We start from the raw sequence: 15648 nt of genomic DNA, 5'->3' as shown, positions 1-15648 counted from the left end.
CTACTCCGTGGCGTCGAAGAATCCGGGAATCGGCAGGCCACCGCCCTGCGCGGTGAGCCGGTCGTGCACCCACCGGCCGACGGCGAGGTCCAGCACGCCGAGCCCGAACGGGGTGAACACCGTGGCCCGGCCGGGCACCGGGCGCAGCGTGCCGTCCAGGACCTCGCCGATGGTGCCGTGCACGAACGTACGGTTTCCGGTTCGCTGCTCGGCCAGGTGCAGCGAGGTCCGTTCCCGTACCGCGTGATCGGCGTCGTCGGTGACGTTGGTGGACGCCAGGATCAGCTCGGGGGAGAGGTCACGCAGCGAGAGGTGCAACACCACCGGCGCCTGCGCCAGCAGGTCCGGATCGACCAGGTGCGGCTCGCCCGCCACCGTCGCGATCACCACCAGATCGGCGTCCGCGAACGCCCCGGCGGCGTCCTCCGACACCCGTGCCTCGGCACCCCCGTCCGTGCCGATGGTCTCGCCGAATCGCGCGGCCGCCGCGGGGTCGAGATCGAAAAGCCGGTAGCTACCGATCCTCCAGTCCAGGTCGCGGAGAAACCGGCGCACATGCTCGGCGATCAGGCCGGTGCCGATGAAGCCCACCCGCTTCGCCTCCCGCCCGCCGAGCAACTCCTCGGCGGCCAGCACGGCCGAGGCCGCGGTGCGGGTGGCGGACACGATCGAGGACTCCAGCATCGCGTACGGGTAGCCGGTGGCCATATCGTTGAGGATCAACATGGCCGAGGCGCGCGGTATACCCTGCGCGGTGTTGCCCGGCCAGCTGGCGATCCACTTGATTCCGGCGACCTCCTGCTGGTCACCGAGGTACGCGGGCAGCGCGATGATCCGGTCCCGTTCCCGCCGCGGAAAGCGCAGGAAGCTGGAGTGCGGATTCACGGTGTCGCCGCGGTGGTGCGCCAGGTACGCGCCGCGTACCGCGTCGAGCGCACCCTGCCGATCGCCTTCCACCACCCTCGACACCTCGGCGGCCGTCATGACGTGCAGCGGCGGTGGCGCCATACCGGACATCGAGTCCCCTTCCCCAGCGGCAGGAATCCGGCCCCGGTCGGGCGACCGGGGCCGGATTTCGTCGATCCTCGTGACTCGCTACCTTACAGGTTTCCCGCCTTCAGGTTGCTGATGAAGTCCGGGTTGTCCTGCAACCAGGTGTCGACCGACTTCTCGTTGTCCTCGCCGTCGTTCTCGAAGAACATGATCTTCTCCAGCGAGTGCAGCTGCTCGTCGGTCATCGTGAAGTTGCCGATCCACTTCGCGACCTCGGGAAAGTCGGTCGCGAAACCCTCGCGGCCGAAGGAGTGGATCTCCTCCGGGTCGCCGAGCGCGTTCTGCGGGTCCTCGAGATCCCGGATCGGGAACGCGTCGTAGGCCCAGTGCGGGCGCCAGAGGGTGACGACGACGTTCTTGCCGCTGTCGATCGCGCCCTCCAACTCGGCGAGCATGGCGGGCGTCGAGGACTCGATGAACTGCATGTCGTCAAGACCGTAGGTCGGGATCACCTCCTCCTTGGTGATCCGGGTCAGGCCGGCGCCCGGCTCGATGCCCACCAGGCGGTTGTCGAACTGGTCGGCCGCGCCCGCGAGCTCGTCGAGCGACTGGATCGGTGCGTCCTCGTTCACCGCGATGGTCAGCGGCGCGTCGGTGAACCAGGTGCCGAGATCCTCGAGCTTCTCGCCGTGCTCGGCCCAGTAGTCCTCGTGCGTGGCCGGCAGCCAGGCGTCGAACCCGACGTCGAACTGCCCCTGCGCGACGCCCGAGTAGATCGGCCCGGGGTCGGCGGTCTGGTACTCGACCGTGGCACCCTCCTCCTCGAGGATGTGCCCCCACAGGTAGGAGGCGGCGAGGCCCTCCTCCCAACCGCTGAACACGCCGATCGTGATGTCCTTGCCCGCCAACGCGCCGTCACCGCCGCCGTCGGTCTGACCGCCTGCGTCACCCCCGTCGTCCCCACCGCAGGCCGCAAGGACCAGTAAGGCCGTGGCGGCGACGGCGGTCAGCCGCGCCGCCTTACTGACGTTGCTCATGTAACTCGTCCCTCCTTGGGCATCTGACTCAATGTCTGCGCGATACCCGCGTTGTGACTTCGGTAATGACACGTCACGCCACCTGTTCCTGGCGCGCGACAGCGGACCGGGCCCCGAGGGCCGCGGTCACCCTGTCCAGGTAGATCGCGAGGATCACCACGGACAGGCCGGCCTCCATGCCGAGGCCGACGTCCACTCGGGAAATGGCCGAGAGCACTTCCTGGCCCAGCCCGGGGCCGCCGACGAAGCCGGCCAGCACCACCATGGACAGCGCCAGCATGATCACCTGGTTGATGCCGGCCATGATCGTCGGGAGGGCGAGCGGAAGTTGGATGTGCCGCAGGATCTTGCCGGGGGAGCTGCCGAAGGCGTGTCCCGCCTCCACCACCTCCGGGTCGACCTGCCGGATTCCCAGCTCGGTGAGCCGGATGCCGGGCGGCATCGCGAAGATGATCGTCGCGATGATGCCGGGAACCACGCCGACCTGGAAGATCACGACGGCGGGGATGAGGTAGACCAGTGGCGGCATCGTCTGCATGAAGTCCAGCACCGGCCGCACGATGCTGCTGACCATCCGGGACTTGGCGGCGAGGATGCCGATCGGCACCGTGAGCACTCCGGCGACCGCCACCGACACGATCACCAGCGCGAGGGTCTGCATGGCGTTCGGCCACTGCTCCATCAGCTGGATCAGCAGGAGCGCGACGATGCTGCCGATGCCGAACACCAGCCCCCTGGCGAGCACGCCGAGCCCGCCGAGGATCAGGATCATCACCCACGCCGCGGGGAACTGCAGCAGGTCGGCGAGGTTCTCGTAGGCGCCGAGGAGCACCTCGCGCACGAACTCGAAGACCGGACCCAACACCGATTGCAGCCAGTCGATGGCCTCCTCGGTCCATTCACCGACCGGTATACGCCATTCATCCATGGCTGACCTCCCCTCCCTCGCCCTGCCGGATCTCGGCCGGCGCGGACATGGCGCGCAGCAGCGTCTCGCGGTGAATGACACCGAGTTGGCGCCCACCGTCGCCGAGGACGGAGACCGGCAACGTGCTCTGCCCCGACAGCGGCAACACGTCGATGAGCAGTGCGTCGGCCGGCACGGTCGGCTGACCGTTGCCGGGGGAGGCGGCCTCGGCGGGCTCCATCACCGCGGACGCGGTCAGTACCCGGGCGCGGTCGACGTCCTGCACGAACTGGGCGACGTAGTCGTTGGCGGGCTCCCGCAGGATCGTCTCCGCCGTGCCGACCTGCACCACCCTGCCGGCGCGCATCATCGCGATCCGGTCGCCGAGACGCATCGCCTCGTTGAGGTCGTGGGTGATGAACACGATCGTCTTGTTCAGCCGGTGCTGGAGTTCGAGCAGCTGATCCTGCATCTCGCGGCGAATCAGCGGGTCCAGCGCGGAGAACGCCTCGTCCATCAGCATGATGTCGGTCTCCGCCGCCAACGCCCTTGCCAGCCCGACACGCTGTTTCATCCCGCCGGAGAGCTGTTGCGGCAGCCGGTCGTCCCACCCGGCGAGGCCGACCATCTCCAGCGCGGCCTTCGCCTTCTCCGCGCGCTCGGTGGTCGGCACCCCGCGCACTTTCAGTGGGTAGGCGGCGTTCTCCAGCACCGTCCGGTGTGGCAGCAGCGCGAAATGCTGGAACACCATGCTCATCTGGTCCCTGCGCAGGGCGCGCAACGCGCCGGCCTCCAGGGCGGCGACGTCCTCGCCGCCGACGTAGACGTGCCCCGCGGTGGGGGTCAGCAGGCCGTTGAGCATCCGGATGAGGGTGGACTTACCCGATCCGGACAGGCCCATGACGACGAAGATCTCGCCGGGCTTGACCTCGAACGTCACGTCGATGACGGCCGGAGTGGTGCCGAGAGCGACGGCGTCCTCGCGGCTGGCGCCATCGGACAGCTTGCGCAGCGCCTCATCGGCACGACGGCCGAAGATCTTGTAGAGCCCTTCCGTTCGTATGGCAGTCACGATCACCTTCCGTTCGAGGGGCGGCACAGCGCCATTACCGGCGCCGGATGGACCGCGCACGCCGTGCGTGCCGGATGGTGCGGCCGTGGAACGGATAACGGCCGCGCCCGCCCGTGTCGTCGTTTGTCTGGAACCTACCCGCTCCTCGGCCGGAATTTCGACAGAAAGTAAACAATCCGGGCATACAAATGGATCAATCGAGACCTGGTCGTAACAGAGAGCAACCTACAGCGACGGTTGGGAATTCGTTTTCCTGGAGCGTTGCGAGCTGGTGACAACCACACGGTGACGTACCGCATTCGTGACGATGTGGTCTATTATGGCTACCTGCGGTGATTTCCCGCCCGGCGTTGTCGGCAAAATTGCGGGCAACGCATTCAATGCCCGCGACATCGCGTCCCTAGCCCGCCCGTGGGTCGTCCAGCCAGGCGGCGATGTCCGCGGTGTGTTCGCCGAGCCGCGGCGGGCGAACGGCGTAGTCGGGCGGGGTCAGGGACAGGTTGATCGGGTTGGCCACCGTGTCGCCGGTGTCGCCCGTGCCGTTCGGCACGAGCGGGTCGAGGCCGAGTCGTTGCGCCAGCTCGACCGCGCCGGCCAGGTCGTTCACCGGGCCGCAGGGCACGCCGAGCGGGCTGAGGCTGTCGAACCATTCGGTCGCCGTACGCCGCGCCAGGTCCTCCTCGAGGAGCGTGGTGAGCTCCTCGACGTGTGCCACCCGCGAGCTGTTCGTGCCGAAGCGTGGGTCCTCGGCCAGCTCCGGCCTGCCGATTCCCTTGCACAATGCGGCGAACTGCCGGTCGTTGCCCACCGCGACGACGAGGGGGCGGTCCGCGGCGGGGAACACCGCGTAGGGGGCGATCGAAGGGTGCCGGTTGCCCATGATGCCGGGCGCGACGCCGGTGTGCGTGTAGGCCGCGCTCTGGTTGACCATGCTGGACAGCAGCGTGCCGAGGAGGTTCAGCTCGACGAGCTGGCCCTCGCCGGTGCGCTCCCGGTGCCGTAACGCGGCGAGCACGCCGACGGTGGCGTGCAGCCCGGTGAGCACATCGACCAGGGCCACGCCGACCTTCACCGGCTCGCCCGGCGCCGGGCCGGTGACACTCATCAGCCCGCCGACCGCCTGTGCCAGCAGGTCGTACCCCGGCAGGTCGGCCCCTGCGTCAGCGCCGAAGCCGGTTACCGAGCAGTAGACGACGCCCGGGTTGGCCTCCCGCACCCGGGCATAGTCCAGGCCGTACTTGGCCATCGTGCCCGGACGGAAGTTCTCGATCACCACATCGGCCCTGCGGGCCAGTTCGCGGGCGCGGTGCAGGTCCTGCTCGGCCCGTAGGTCCAGGGCGATCGACCGCTTGTTGCGGTTCACCGAGAGGAAGTAGGTGGCCTGATCGCCGGCGAACGGCGGCCCCCAGGCGCGGGTGTCGTCCCCGTCGCCCTGCCGCTCGACCTTGATCACGTCCGCGCCGAGGTCGGCCATCAACATGGTGGCGTAGGGCGCGGCCAGCACGCGGGAGAAGTCCGCGACGAGAATGCCGGAGAGTGCGCCGGTCGGCCGGGCCCGTTCGGTCACCCGGCCACTCTAGGCGGTTCCGGATACGGAAAACCGGCCCCGGGTCGCGGGGCCGGCGCCGCATGCGGATCAGGCGTCGAGCTGCCTGGCCTGGTCCGTGCCGCTGACGGCGATCTTGCGCGGCTTCGCGCGCTCCAGTACCGGAATGCGCAGGGTCAGCACGCCTGCCTCGTAGTTGGCCTCGATCCTGTCGGTGTCCAGCGTCTCGCCGAGGAACAGCTGCCGGGAGAACACGCCGCGGGGCCGCTCGGCCACCTGGACCTCGCTGGTGTCCTCGTAGTTGGGCTGCCGCTCCGCCTTGACGGTCAGCACGTTGCGCTCGACATCGAGGTCGATCGAGTCCGGGCGCACGCCCGGCAGGTCGAACTGGACGACGTAGTGCTCACCTGAGCGGTACGCGTCCATCGGCATCACCGCGGGGCGCGTCGCGGTGCCGTTGGCTCCGAAGAACTGCTGGGTCAACCGGTCCAGCTCCCGGAACGGGTCCGTCCGCATCAACATCATGCACAGCCTCCTTCCGGCCACGCCTCATCCGGCGCGGCATCGACGATCTCAACCTTGCCAACGACAGGCTCAACTTTATTGTTCCCGAACCTGGAAGTCTAGTTGCTCTTCACTCGATCAGGTTAGTGGTGGCATGGAGGCGCCCCGGGCCGGACGAGTGGTCCGGTCCGGGGCGGCGGTAGGTGCCAAGGGGTAGACCACCCGCCGGGGTGGTTGCTCAGGCGGCGTGTGCGCGGCGCGCCCGGCGGACGAGATCTCGCCGCTCGCGCTCGGTGGTGCCGCCGTAGATCCCGTAGTCCAGACCGTTGTCCAATGCGTACCGCAGGCACAGGGCCCGTACCGGGCACCGGGCGCATACGGCCTTCGCCTGCGCGGCCTGCGCGGCGGCGGGCCCCACATCGGAAACCGGAAAGAACAACTCGGGATCCTCATCCCGGCAGGCGGCACGATGCCGCCAATCGGTTATCGTGGTGTCCATCAGGTGCCGCCTCCTTTCACGGCGTTTCGACGTCGTTCTTCGTGCTCGCCAGAGCGGCCCGCGGGTGACGAGCGGGCACACAGAGAACGAGGACAGGTGCGGTAGCGGCCGCGATTCGCCCGCGGGCCAATCGAGCCAGGTTCCCTCGACTGAGATCGTGCTCAGCCGGTACGAGGTGTAACGCTTCGGACCCCCGCAGGGTTCCCGGCGACAAGCTCTCGTACGCTCCGGCCGTGGGTCGGATCCCGTGTGCGCCGAGACGCACTTGATCCAGCGTACCCGAGGCGGCCGGATGTCGCCGGGGATTTAGCTATGCCCCGGGCCACAATTGATTCGGCGGAACGGAATGCGGATGAGGGTGTGCACCGGATGACCATCGAGATCGACCCCGGTTCCGCCCGCTGTTACGCGATCGGGATGCGCAGCCGGTTCCGCGGGATCACCGTGCGCGAGGGCATGGTGCTCTCCGGGCCGGTGGGCTGGGCGGAGTTCTGCCCGTTCGCCGAGTACGACGATCGTGAGTCGGCGCCGTGGCTGGCCGCCGCCGTCGAGCAGTGCACCGTGGGGTGGCCCGAGCCGGTACGGGATCGGGTTCCGGTCAACTGCACGGTTCCCGCGGTCGGGCCCGAACGCGCCCTGCGGATCGTCCAGGCCGCACGCTGCCGCACCGCCAAGGTGAAGGTGGCCGACCATCCCGGGTCCCTTGCCGAGGATCTCGCCAGGGTGGAAGCCGTCCGGGCAGCGCTGGGCCCCGGCGGCGCGCTTCGGGTGGATGCCAACGGTGCCTGGGACGTGGATACCGCGGTGCACCGCATCCGGCTGCTCGACAAGGCGGCGGGCGGCCTGGAGTACGTCGAGCAGCCCTGCCGGTCCGTCGACGAGCTCGCCTCCGTGCGCCGCCGGGTGGATGTGCGGATCGCCGCCGACGAGTCCATCCGCCGCGCGGAGGACCCGATGCGGGTCGCACTCGCGGGCGCCGCCGATGTGGCGGTGCTCAAGTGCGCCCCGCTGGGCGGGGTGCGACGCGCGCTGCGGATCGCCGAGGCCGCGGGGCTGCCGTGCGTGGTCTCCTCCGCGCTGGAGACCAGCATCGGTCTCGCGGCCCAACTCGCCCTCGCCGGGGCCCTGCCTGAGCTGGACTTCGCCTGCGGGCTCGGCACACTGTCCTTGTTGGACGGTGACCTGGTCCCGGGCACCGCGGCGCTGCGGCCGGTGGACGGCTACCTCACGGTGCCGGGGACGCCGCCGGCACCGGACCCCGGCCTGCTGGACCGGCATGAGCTCAGCGACCCCGACCGGGCGGCCTGGTGGCGACGCAGACTCGACCGGGTGCGTGCCGAACTGGGCGACCTCGGCGAGCCGCCCACCCGTTGACCCCGATGCCGGGCACGCCGCGTCAGGCCAGCTCGGCCAGTGGGCGGGGTCGGCAACCCAGCTCGGCCATCCGGCGGGCGTAGTGCGCGTAACGCCTGCTCGCCTCGCCGAGCCGCCGCTGCGCTCGCAGCAACCGCACCAGGCCTACCTGGGCGAACTCGTCGAACGGATCGTGTTCCAGCAACCGGAGGAAGCACCGGTGCTGCCGCTCGGTGTCGTCGATGTCCGCCGCGGCGCTCGCCAGCGCGCGGAGCACGGCCACGTGTGTGGCCCGCACCTCCTCGCGCAGCGGGACGGCGTACTCCAGGCAGGGGTCGCCGGTACAGAAGTCCCCTGTGTACGCCGCGTCCGCGGCGAGCAGCAGGCAATAGGCCAGCTCGGCTCCCGCCTGATGGGCGCGCAGCGCGCGCCGGGCCCCTGCCAGGAACTCGTAGGCGTCCACCGGCAGGTTCGTCAGCCGAACCGCGTCGGCGTAGGTGGTGACGAAGATGTCCGGCGCCCACTGCCGCCGCGGATCGAGCATGCCACGGACCGTGCACAGCGCGACGGAGAGCCGGTTGCGGCAGGAGGCCGGGTCTGTTCCCGGCCAGAGCAGTTCGGACACCCGCTCCCGGCGGATCGACTCGTGGCGGCGCGCCACCAACAGGATCAGCAGCTCGCGGGCCTTCCGTGACCGCCATTCCCCGGCCCGGACCGGCCTGCCCGTGCGGTACAGGGTGAACCCGCCGAGGGTCCGCAGGCGGGGGTACTCCCGCTCGGCAGTCGTGCTCATCAGGACCACCCACCGCGACGCTCGGACCAGGTGAGCCAGCGGCTGGCCGCCAGGCCGAGCAGGAGCAGCAACGCACCGATGCCGAACGCGGCCGGTCCCACCCAGCCGGGCAGGCCGCCGTCTCGCGTGGCCGTGGCCCGCTCGACCGCCGCCGGATCGGGGTGGGCGGCCCGGCCCGTCGGCGGGGTGCCGGCTGGGCGTCGGGGCCCGGCGGCCCCACCCTGCTGTCCGGTCGAGCCGGTGGGCCGCGGCGCGGTGGTCGTGGTCGCCGGCGGCGGGGTGGTGGACGGCGGTGGTTCGATCGTCGGTGTGGGCTCGGAGGTGGTGCCGGGTTCCCCGGTCGGTGCCGGGCAGGTGGCGTACTTCCAGCACGGCCGCTCGATGCCGAGGTCGTCGGAAGGGGGTTCGGCGGCGGGTGTCGGCTCAGCCGGCGGCAGCACGGTGCCGAGCAGGAACAGGGCCACCGGCAGACCGTGCCGGATCGGGCGAGGGACGCCGACCATGATGTCCTCCTGGGTCGTTGGGATCCTTCGCCAGGTAGGAGCCGGTAGCGCGGCATGACCTTACAACTTTTCCCGTCCTTTTCGCCGAGTTCTCAGTTGACCCGGTTCGGGGTCGACGTGCCGGGGGCACACGCGAACACGGTCAGTGACCCGGGGGTGCCGGTGCCGGTGTTCCCGGCCTGGTCGGTGGCGGTCAGCTGCCAGCGCACCCGCCCGCGCCGCGGGAACGGCCCCAGCGTTCCTCGCCACGACCCCTCCGTCGCGAGCAGTTCGGCGCCTCCGCTCCGGCCGTCCGGGTCGGTCCAGTCCAGGCGCACCTTCTCGACGCCGGAGTCGTCGTCGACCTCGGCGCGTACGTCGGCCCGGTCGTTCGGGCAGCCCCGGACGCCGACCCGCGGCGGGTGGACGGACTGGTGCAGGAAGGCCGGGCCGGTGGTGTCCGGCCGCCCGGCATCCGAGGTCGGGGCCGTCGCGCTCCGGGTGAGGGTGGTCGTGCCGGAGGGCCCGGCCGGGGCGACCGAGTCGGACGGCGTGGGAGGCGGCGCGGCGGCCGGGGACGCCGGTCCCGAGGTACCTGCCGCACCCGGGGTCGCCTCTCCGGCCAGCTCCGGAGTCGTCGCATCCCTGGTGCCCAGCCACACTCCCGTGCCGGTGAGCACGACCAGCGCGGCCCCGGCCGCCAGCACCCGGCGGCGGCCGGAACGCGGTGGCGGCGGCTCGTCGGATCGGGGATCCCGTACCTGGGCCACCGGCTCCACCTGGCCCAGCACCCGGTCGCGGAGCAGGGTGGGCGCCGGCACCAGCGGCACCGCGGCCAGCAGGGCCACCGGGCTGAGCGTGCGCCGCTTGCGCTCCCCGCAGGTCTCGCAGCCGTCCACATGCCGGGCGACCCGTTTGCGTACCAGCGGGGAGAACCGGCCGTCCCAGTCCCGCAGCAACGCGGCCAGCCCGGTGCAGTCCCGCCTGCCCAGCCGGGCGATGAGCAGTGCGCCGAGCGAGCGTTCGAGCTGACCGCGCAGCCGGTTCAGCAGCACGTAGGCGTGCCCCGCGCCCACACCGACCGCCTCGGCGAGCTCGGCACCGTCCAACCCGTGCCGCAGGTGCAGGTCCAGCAGAGTGCGGTCGCGATCGGACAGTCCGGCGGCCGCGCTCCACACCAGATCACGCACCGCGGCCTGCTCGGCGGCCTGCTGCGGTACCGGTCCGGTGTCGGGGTTGTCCGCCATGTCCGCCTCCGGGGCGTACCGGCTTCGGTCCCGCGCCCTGCGCAGGGCCGCGTTGCGCGCCACGGCGTACAGCCAGGGCCGGAGTCGCCGCGCGTCACCGAGCTGGGAAAGCCGTTCCGCGGCCAGCAGGAAGGTGTCCTGCACCGCGTCGGCGGCGTCCTCCCGATTGCGCAGGATCGAGACGCAGAAGTCGTGCAGCCGGTCGGCGTACCGGTCGTAGATCGCGGCGAAGGCGGCGTGGTCGCCGCCGAGGACGAGCTCCACAAGGTGGGCATCGGTTGGCTCGGCAGGTGAGGTCATGCTCGGCTCCCGAGGTGCGGCGCGAGGAACTATACCCGGGCAGGACCCGAGCGGGGGCGGGTCTGTGACCGCTCTTAAATACATTCTGCACTTATATAAGTAGAAGGTGGTATGTTGGCCGGGTGCATGCGTTCGACGTACTCGGTGATCCGGTCCGCCGCAGGATCCTCGAGCTGCTGGTCGAGGGGGAGATGACATCCGGCGCGATGTGTGCGGTGATCGTCGAGGAGTTCGGGATCACCCAGCCCGCCGTGTCGCAACATCTGAAGGTGTTGCGTGACAACGGTTTCGCGACAGTGCGGCCGGATGGTGCCCGCCGGTTGTACGCGGTGGACGCCGAGCCGCTGCGGGATGTGGACGTGTGGCTCGACCGCTTTCGGCGCTGCTGGACCCCGCATCGGGACCCCGCCTCATCACCGTGAGCCGCGTCTGCGACGCCGGTGTGTTTGCCGCTCACGTCCGCGTGTTTGCTCCCCACGCGCCCGAGTTGGCCGTTCGCGCGCCCGAGTTGGCCGTTCGCGTGGGCGAGTTGGCCGTTCGCCTCACTCGTCGAGGGCACCCCGCCTACTGCGGCGGCGGTCGGATTGGGTAAAGATCATGGGTATGCGGTGTGTGGTGTTCGGCGCTACCGGCTATATCGGCGGCAGGTTGATCCCGGAGCTCCTGCGGGCCGGGCATGAGGTGCGAGCGGTGGCGCGGGACACCGGGAAGCTGGCCGAGGCACCGTGGCGGGACCAGGCCGAGGTCGTGCACGGTGACGTCACCGATCCGGCCAGTGTGGGCGCCGCCCTGGAGGGGCAGGAGGTCGCTTACTACCTGGTACATGCGCTGCACCAGCACGACTTCGTAGCGCGCGATCGCGCCGCCGCGGCGACAGTGGCTTCACGCGCCCGCGCGGCCGGAGTCGGCCGGATCATCTATCTCGGGGGTCTCACGCCGGACAGCGCGGAACTCTCGTCCCATCTCGCCTCGCGCGCCGAGGTAGGGCGGATCCTGCTCGAGTCCGGGGTGCCGACGATCGTGCTGCGGGCGGCGGTGATCCTGGGGTCCGGGTCGGCCAGCTTCGAGATGCTGCGCCATCTCACCGAACGACTCCCGATGATGGTCACCCCACGGTGGGTGCACAACCGGGTCCAGCCGATCGCGGTACGTGACGTCCTGCACTACCTGGTCCGCGCGGCCGCGCTTGAGGGTGAGATCAATCGCGGCTTCGACATCGGGGGACCGGACGTACTGTCCTACCTGGACATGATGCGCCGCTATGCCCTGGTCGCCGGCCTGCCGCGCCGGCTGGTGATTCCGGTTCCGATGCTCACGCCGTGGCTGTCCGCGCAGTGGGTCAACCTTGTCACGCCCGTGCCGCGCAGCATCGCGGTGCCGCTGATCGAGTCCCTGGTGCACGAGGTGGTCTGCGCGGATGACGACATCTCCGCCTACATCCCCGCCCCCGACGCGGGACGGATCTCTTGTGATCGCGCGATCGAGCTGGCGCTGGGCCGCATCCGCGACGCCGACGTACCCACCAGGTGGTCGGACGCGGCCATCCTGGGCGCGCCGTCGGGACCGCTGCCATCCGATCCCGCATGGGCAGGCGGCACCCTGTACGAGGACGTCCGCGAACGCTCGACCTCCGCCGAGGTCCGGATCCTGTGGCAGGTCATCGAGTCGATCGGTGGCGAGCACGGCTGGTACTCCTTCCCCCTCGCCTGGTCGGTGCGCGGCTGGATCGACCGGCTGCTCGGCGGGGTCGGCCTGCGCCGTGGGCGCCGCGACCCGCGGTACCTGCACCTGGGCGAGGCCCTCGACTGGTGGCGGGTGGAGTACCTGGACCGGCCGCACGAACTCCGGTTGCGCGCCGAGATGCGGCTGCCCGGGCGCGCCTGGCTGGAGCTGTCCGCCGTGCCGGATCCCGCGGGTGGCGCGAGGTACCGGCAGCGCGCCGTCTTCGAACCGCACGGGCTGGCCGGGCATCTTTACTGGAAAGCCATCGCGCCCTTCCACGGGCTGATCTTCGGCGGGATGGTTCGCAACATCACCAACACGGCCGAGCGCCGGGGCATCCCGGCGGGCTAGGGCACTCGGCGGCGAACTCGTCCTCGCCCAGCGCCGCACGGGCCGCCGTGGTGATCCGATCGACGTCACCGCGTTCAGCGGGTGGCAGCGGTGCGCCCACCGACTCCCGCGCCGCGGCGGCGGCCCCGAGCAGCCGGGCGGAGGCCACGGGCTCACCCACCGTTCCAGGCAGTAGCCCGTGACCGACCCCAGCAGCTTGTACCGGGGTCCGGTGCCGGTATCGGGTTGGCCGACTACCAGTGAGCGGTCGACCAGCCGGGCCAGCAGACCGAGCACCTCCTCCGGCCGCACCCCCTCGCCCGCGCACACGCCTCCGCCGCGGCTGATCGGGAGACCGGACTACCGCGGCGCGGACGCCGTCTCGCGCAGCTCTACTACCAGGCGTTGCTGGACATCGTCCTGACCTCGCTCGCGGCGTACCTGCACGCGACGGCACTGGTCGGCTCGGCGGGAGTGCCCGCCGAAACCTTCCAGCCGTACGCCGTCGAGTTCATGGACACCCTGTCCTCCTCCCTGACCGACTCGGCCAGGGAGATCGACCAGCGCAGCTACCCCGGCGAGCTGGCCAACGTGACCATGATGGGTGCGACCGCCGGGCATATCCTGGGCGCAGGCGAGGACGCCGGGATCGATCTCGCCCCACCCACCGCGGTCAAGGGGCACTACGACCGCGCCATCGCCGCCGGCCATGGCCGGAGCGGCTGGACCAGCCTCTACGAGGTCATCCGGACCCCCTGAAGCCATCCGCGTGAGTGATCCCGTTCCCCGCGGAAGGCACGGGGGACGGGGTCACTCCCCGCGGGGTCAGCCGGCGAAGCAGAAGGCCCTGCTGCCGAAGTTCCAACACTGCACGGGGCGGGTGGCGGTGTCGCTGTGGCCCGCCGCATCGGTTACGGTCAGCTCGACGGTGTACGAGGCGGACTCCGGCGGGTAGCGGTGGCTCGGGCCGGTGCCCGCACCCGACCGGCCGTCCCCGAAGTCCCAGGTGTAGGACTCGATGTCCCTGTCGGGGTCGGTGCTACCGGAGGCGTCGAAGGAACACTCGTCGTAGTAGCAGTCGACGGTGAACGCGGCCGCGGGCGGTTCCCCGGTGTCCGGTGGGGTGCCCGCGGTGACCGTCCGGGTCGCCTCGTCGGTGTTGCCCTCGTCATCGGTCACCGTCAACGTCACGGTGTACTCACCCGGCTGCGGGTAGGTGTGTTCCGGGCGCACCCCGGTGCCGGTCTCGCCGTCCCCGAAGTTCCACTCGAAGGACTCGATCGTGCCCTCGGAGTCCCGCGACGCGCTCGCGTCGAAAGTGCAGGACGGCTCGGCCTCCGCGCACTGCGCGGTGAACTCGGCGGTGGGTGCCCCCGGCTCGTCCGAGCCGCAGTACTGGTCCTGCTTGCCGATGGCGCGGTAGGGGCAGTCGGCATAGTCGATCAGGGAGAGCGCGGCCTCCCGGTTGCGCGAGGTCTCCCGGTCGATCACCTCGTCCGGTGGGTAGAAACCGGGGTTCGAACCACGCGGGTACATCTCGAAGGTGTAGGAGAAGATGTCCTGCACCGCCCACATCCAGTCGTTGACCGAGCCGTCGGTGATGTAGAGGTCGCTGGACTGCTGCGGCGTGTAGTTGTTGGTGGCCGCCATCTCCCTGCCGATCTCGACGAACGTGTCGTGCGCGTCCCGCGGCATGTCAGGGCCGGTGTCGTCGTAGGTGTAGCCCATCGGCCACAGCACGAGCTCGCCGTAGGTGTGGAAGTCGATATGCGCGGTGATCTGCTGTTCGCCGCCGACGACCCGGCCGCGCACGAAGTCCGCGATCGCGCTCACCTCGGGGGACGACTCGGCACTGGGGCCGCGGTAGGTGTTGCTCGCCGGGTTGCCGGAGGAACCGCCGCAGCAGCCCCACTTGTAGTCCCAGTTGCGGTTCAGGTCGGTGCCGGTCGACCCGCCGTTCGGCTCCCGGTTCTTCCGCCAGGAGCGGTACTGGCCGGTGGCCACGTCGTACTCGACACCATCGGGGTTGGCCATCGGGATGATCCAGACCTCCCGCTGGTTCACCAGGCGGGTGATCTGGCTGTCGGTGCCGTGCGAGTCGGTGAGCAGATTCGCCAGGTACAGCGCCATTTCTGCGGTGAGGTGCTCGCGGGCGTGCTGGTTGGCCGTGAACAGCACCTCCGGCTCGTCCTCGTCCGTCGCCACGTTGTCACTGATCTTCATCACCGGCAGCTCGCGGCCCTCGTACGACTCGCCGATGCTGCCGAGCTCGACGAGGTCCGGGTGTTCACCCGCGATCCGGTCGAGCTCGGTGCGCAGCTCGTCGTAGTTGTGGTAGCCGGAATCCGACGGCGGGAAGTCCATCGCCCTCGCCTGCCGGGTGACCGCGAAACCGAGATCCCTGATCGCGGCCACCTCGCCGGGCAACGCGGAGACCAGGACGTGGTCCGCGCCGATCTCGTCGATCGCGGCACCGGTACGCACGACACTCGTGCGCTCGTCCCTGGTGTCCGCTCCCTGCACCAGATAGACCCCGGCGTCGGCGGGGGCCGGCTCGTCCTGCTGGGTCTCGGCGAGGGCGACCGCCGGTGGCGCCAGTAGCGCGAGCCCCATGGCGAGGGGAAGCAGTCTTCGGAGCATTGTCTGCGACCTCCGGATAGCTGGATCCGGCATACGGCGCGCACCGGTCGCCGTATGCCGCAGGGTCCCGCGAGCCTCGCCGGACCCACCCACCCCGTGCAATCGGGGAAATATTAGGTGCCCCACCTAGTTATCGCGCATGACGGGCCGCAAGCTGGAAGTTGCCGCCGGGACCGTGTTGCGCGAAGTCTGAGGAGGCGACGCACGGACTCACCGTCGGCTA

At 70.4% G+C, this 15648-nt stretch carries 14 protein-coding genes and 1 pseudogene; 4 read left to right on the top strand and 11 right to left on the bottom strand.

Going from position 1 to position 15648, the window contains the following annotated elements; genetic code table 11:
• From sbnB to FB471_RS02995, 7 genes are all read right to left on the bottom strand, one after another.
• On the bottom strand, positions 1 to 1017 hold the full coding sequence (gene sbnB, locus FB471_RS03025; protein ID WP_141995823.1) for a 2,3-diaminopropionate biosynthesis protein SbnB: 1017 nt from the start codon (positions 1015 to 1017) through the stop codon (positions 1 to 3).
• Positions 1018 to 1100: 83 nt separating this feature from the next.
• On the bottom strand, positions 1101 to 2030 hold the full coding sequence (locus FB471_RS03020) for a glycine betaine ABC transporter substrate-binding protein (RefSeq protein ID WP_141995822.1): 930 nt from the start codon (positions 2028 to 2030) through the stop codon (positions 1101 to 1103).
• Between the two features lie 73 nt (positions 2031 to 2103).
• Complete coding sequence (locus FB471_RS03015; protein WP_141995821.1) at positions 2104 to 2958, bottom strand: ABC transporter permease; 855 nt, start codon at positions 2956 to 2958, stop codon at positions 2104 to 2106.
• The gene (locus FB471_RS03010; protein ID WP_211357936.1) at positions 2951 to 4015 is read right to left on the bottom strand and encodes a quaternary amine ABC transporter ATP-binding protein; all 1065 of its coding nucleotides are present in this window, start codon (positions 4013 to 4015) and stop codon (positions 2951 to 2953) included. Before FB471_RS03010 ends, FB471_RS03015 begins: the two co-directional genes overlap by 8 nt.
• 394 nt (positions 4016 to 4409) lie before the next feature.
• On the bottom strand, positions 4410 to 5576 hold the full coding sequence (locus FB471_RS03005; RefSeq protein WP_141995819.1) for a CaiB/BaiF CoA transferase family protein: 1167 nt from the start codon (positions 5574 to 5576) through the stop codon (positions 4410 to 4412).
• A gap of 69 nt (positions 5577 to 5645) precedes the next feature.
• Entirely contained in the window at positions 5646 to 6077 is a 432-nt protein-coding gene (locus tag FB471_RS03000; protein WP_142001532.1) for an Hsp20/alpha crystallin family protein, read from the bottom strand.
• Between the two features lie 220 nt (positions 6078 to 6297).
• Positions 6298 to 6558 (bottom strand): WhiB family transcriptional regulator, encoded by a 261-nt coding sequence (locus FB471_RS02995; protein ID WP_141995818.1) that lies wholly within the window; start codon positions 6556 to 6558, stop codon positions 6298 to 6300.
• A gap of 369 nt (positions 6559 to 6927) precedes the next feature.
• Between FB471_RS02995 and FB471_RS02990 the strand changes: the two genes are divergently transcribed.
• Positions 6928 to 7932 (top strand): o-succinylbenzoate synthase, encoded by a 1005-nt coding sequence (locus FB471_RS02990; RefSeq protein ID WP_141995817.1) that lies wholly within the window; start codon positions 6928 to 6930, stop codon positions 7930 to 7932.
• Positions 7933 to 7954: 22 nt separating this feature from the next.
• Here FB471_RS02990 and FB471_RS02985 read toward each other — a convergent pair whose 3' ends face one another.
• From FB471_RS02985 to FB471_RS34425, 3 genes are all read right to left on the bottom strand, one after another.
• A complete protein-coding gene (locus tag FB471_RS02985) occupies positions 7955 to 8704 on the bottom strand; it encodes an AfsR/SARP family transcriptional regulator (RefSeq protein WP_141995816.1) in 750 nt (249 codons plus the stop codon).
• Positions 8704 to 9207, bottom strand: a complete 504-nt coding sequence (locus tag FB471_RS33945; protein ID WP_170220681.1) for a hypothetical protein — start codon at positions 9205 to 9207, stop codon at positions 8704 to 8706. Before FB471_RS33945 ends, FB471_RS02985 begins: the two co-directional genes overlap by 1 nt.
• Before the next feature lie 92 nt (positions 9208 to 9299).
• Positions 9300 to 10733 (bottom strand): RNA polymerase sigma factor, encoded by a 1434-nt coding sequence (locus FB471_RS34425; RefSeq protein WP_211357935.1) that lies wholly within the window; start codon positions 10731 to 10733, stop codon positions 9300 to 9302.
• Positions 10734 to 10855: 122 nt separating this feature from the next.
• On the opposite strand from FB471_RS34425, the gene FB471_RS02970 reads away from it, so the two are divergent.
• The 3 genes and pseudogenes from FB471_RS02970 to FB471_RS02955 form a co-directional block, all read left to right on the top strand.
• Complete coding sequence (locus FB471_RS02970) at positions 10856 to 11155, top strand: ArsR/SmtB family transcription factor (RefSeq protein ID WP_141995815.1); 300 nt, start codon at positions 10856 to 10858, stop codon at positions 11153 to 11155.
• 181 nt (positions 11156 to 11336) lie between these two features.
• Entirely contained in the window at positions 11337 to 12806 is a 1470-nt protein-coding gene (locus FB471_RS02965; protein ID WP_142001531.1) for an SDR family oxidoreductase, read from the top strand.
• Positions 12807 to 13125: 319 nt separating this feature from the next.
• Positions 13126 to 13544 (top strand): annotated as a pseudogene (locus FB471_RS02955) (imine reductase family protein); the annotation flags it as partial.
• Positions 13545 to 13610: 66 nt separating this feature from the next.
• On the opposite strand, the gene FB471_RS02950 reads toward FB471_RS02955, so the two are convergent.
• Positions 13611 to 15425, bottom strand: a complete 1815-nt coding sequence (locus FB471_RS02950) for a M14 family zinc carboxypeptidase (RefSeq protein WP_141995813.1) — start codon at positions 15423 to 15425, stop codon at positions 13611 to 13613.
• Between the last annotated feature and the right edge of the window lie 223 nt (positions 15426 to 15648).

Origin of the sequence: Amycolatopsis cihanbeyliensis (assembly GCF_006715045.1) — a bacterium.
Taxonomy (GTDB): Bacteria; Actinomycetota; Actinomycetes; order Mycobacteriales; family Pseudonocardiaceae; genus Amycolatopsis; species Amycolatopsis cihanbeyliensis.
This window is presented reverse-complemented; position numbering and strand designations above follow the sequence as displayed.